Origin of the sequence: Oceaniovalibus guishaninsula JLT2003 (assembly GCF_000299575.1) — a bacterium.
Classification (GTDB): domain Bacteria; phylum Pseudomonadota; class Alphaproteobacteria; order Rhodobacterales; family Rhodobacteraceae; genus Palleronia; species Palleronia guishaninsula.
On sequence record NZ_AMGO01000053.1, the window covers coordinates 1 to 2,262 of the forward strand.

A 2,262-nucleotide genomic window follows, 5' to 3' on the forward strand; every position below is an offset into this window, starting at 1 on the left:
CGGCATAAAAAGCTCGGTTTTTTGCAATGAAGTCGATCTTCCACGCGGGAAAATGATCCAGCGTGGTGCGCGCATAGGATGGCAATGCCGCTTCGGCCTGCTGCGGCGATAATCCCGCCAAAGGCATACCGAACGCGCCCTTGAACTTGCCAAGTCGTCTGTAGCCGCGCGCATGGGGGGTGAGGCCATCGAGCGGATAATCTGCACCGAACTCCATTGCCCAAATTGGAAAGGATGGTAGGTGCTGATCTTTTGGAAACGCCGCGACAAACTCCTGCCATGTCTCAAGATATCGCAGATGATCGCCGTTCAATCCCTGAGCTTCAGGCGGATCGTCGTCGAGGACAGAACGGATCGACGTCTGCGGAATATCGTCGGGGATCGGCCAAGCAAAATTGCTCAGCCCATGACGATCACCGACGATAAAGGCCCGCTCGCGCTTCTGCGGTATGCCAAACATGTGCGGCGACAGGCGCTCGAAACTGATTGCATAACCTGCTGCCTTGAGTTGATCGCAAATGATGGACCACGTCTTCCCGCGATTGTGGCGGATCAGATTCGGGACATTCTCGATAATGAAAAAGCGCGGCTGTTTAAGCTTCAGAATTGCGACGACATAGTCGAAGAGGTTGCCCCATTGCGGGCATTCAAGGCCCTTTTGGTCACCCGCCTTGGAGAATGGCTGGCAGGGGAAGCCCGCGCAAAGGAGATCGTGCTCAGGGATGGCGCTCAGGTCGACCGACCTAATGTCGCCAGCAGGGCGAATCCCGAAATTCTTTTCGTACAACCCTGCGAGGTGCTCATTTAGCTCGGAAGCAAAGACGCACTCTCCTCCACGTTGGACTAGCGCCTGGTGGAACCCACCCAGCCCGGCGAATAAATCTATGAACTTCATGTGGTTACGCCTGCTCGTTTCTTGCTCTGAGCCTACACGCATGCATCCGCTCCTGCAAGAAAATGAAGCAAGGACGTCACATGATGTGGATCGAGTACAACTTGGGGACACCAGATAGGCTAAGTCTGGCGCATGCCAGGGGATATCTCAGGCGCGCAATCCGGCATTTCAATGACCAGCCCCGCGTAGCTTGGGCGCAGCGCTTGGCGCCACGAGGACGCTAGGAGAGATCGAGTTTTTGCGCTTCCCATCCGGTTGGAAACGGCTCCAGCACGTGCACCAGCGTCACCTCCGGCCCCTGCTTCCCGTCCAGGATTGCCTCCACGATCTCGGGCGCGAGTAGCGTCAGGCGCAGGACGCGCGTCATATAGGAGGATGCGATGCCCTCGCGCTCGGCCAGTTCGGCGATGGTAGCGAACTCGCCCGACTCCAGCATGTGCTTCCATCGGAACGCGCGGGCCAGCGCCTTGACGAGGGCGCTATCTGTCCGGCGCGGCTGAGCAGCACCGTCCGGCATCTGCATCTCTTTGCGCCCACCGCGCTTCACGACGCGGAACGGGACGTGGAGTGTTACGGTGTCGGGGATGGCAGCCCCGCGTGTCATGCTGCGGCCTCGATATCGCCGGCGAGCATCTCGCGCGTGAGGTCACTAAGGCCGTCCACGCGTAGCCGGATGTTCAAGCCATCAACGCCGATGTCCACGCACTCGACCAGCAGCGCGACGATCCGTGCCTGCTCGGCGGGGAACAGTTCGTCCCACAGTGGATCGAACTGCTGCAGGGCCGCGCGGGCGTCGGATTCGGTTATGTCGTCGGCGTGGGCGCGCGCCGCCTTCCGCGTGCCCGCGACGATCTCCGGCTGGCGAAACACGGTGCGGAGTTGGTCGATGACGGCCGCCTCGATCTCGCCGGCGGGCACGCGGCCGACCGGACAGGCTCCCGCGCCATGCTTCAGCACCGTCTGGCTGACATAGTAGCGGTAGAGCCTGTCGCCCTTTCGGGTATGCGTCGGCGAGAAGGCCGCGCCATCCGGCCCGAACAGCAGCCCTTTCAGGAGCGCCGGCGTCTCGGCTCGGGTCCGCATCGCCCGCTTGCGGGGACTTTCCTGCAGGATAGCATGGACACGGTCCCACGTTTCGCGATCGATGATCGCGTCATGCTCTCCGGGATAGCTCTCGCCCTTGTGCACCGCCTCGCCGATGTAGGCGCGGTTGTTCAGCATCCGGTAGAGGTACTTCTTGTCGATCCGGTTGCCGCGGGGCGTGCGGATGCCGCGCTTTGCCACCTCGCGCGCCAGTTCCGTCCCCGAGCCGATTTCGAGGAACCTGGAGAAAATCCAGCGCACATGCGCGGCGGCTTCTTCGTCGA

Annotated in this window: 3 protein-coding genes; all 3 read right to left on the bottom strand. The window is 61.3% G+C overall.

Annotated features, from left to right (window positions below):
• The coding region (locus OCGS_RS12315) for a DNA cytosine methyltransferase (protein WP_040611012.1) at positions 1–895 on the bottom strand (895 nt) is incomplete at its 3' end.
• A gap of 220 nt (positions 896–1,115) precedes the next feature.
• On the bottom strand, positions 1,116–1,412 hold the full coding sequence (locus tag OCGS_RS12320; protein WP_476638834.1) for a hypothetical protein: 297 nt from the start codon (positions 1,410–1,412) through the stop codon (positions 1,116–1,118).
• Between the two features lie 83 nt (positions 1,413–1,495).
• Positions 1,496–2,262: recombinase family protein (locus OCGS_RS12325; RefSeq protein ID WP_040611014.1), on the bottom strand; the 767-nt coding region annotated here is incomplete at its 5' end.

Coding starts and splice junctions, on each gene's coding strand:
- OCGS_RS12320 (WP_476638834.1), bottom strand. CDS start 1,412: ATGCCGGACGGTGCTGCTCAGCCGCGCCGGACAGATAGCGCCCTCGTC.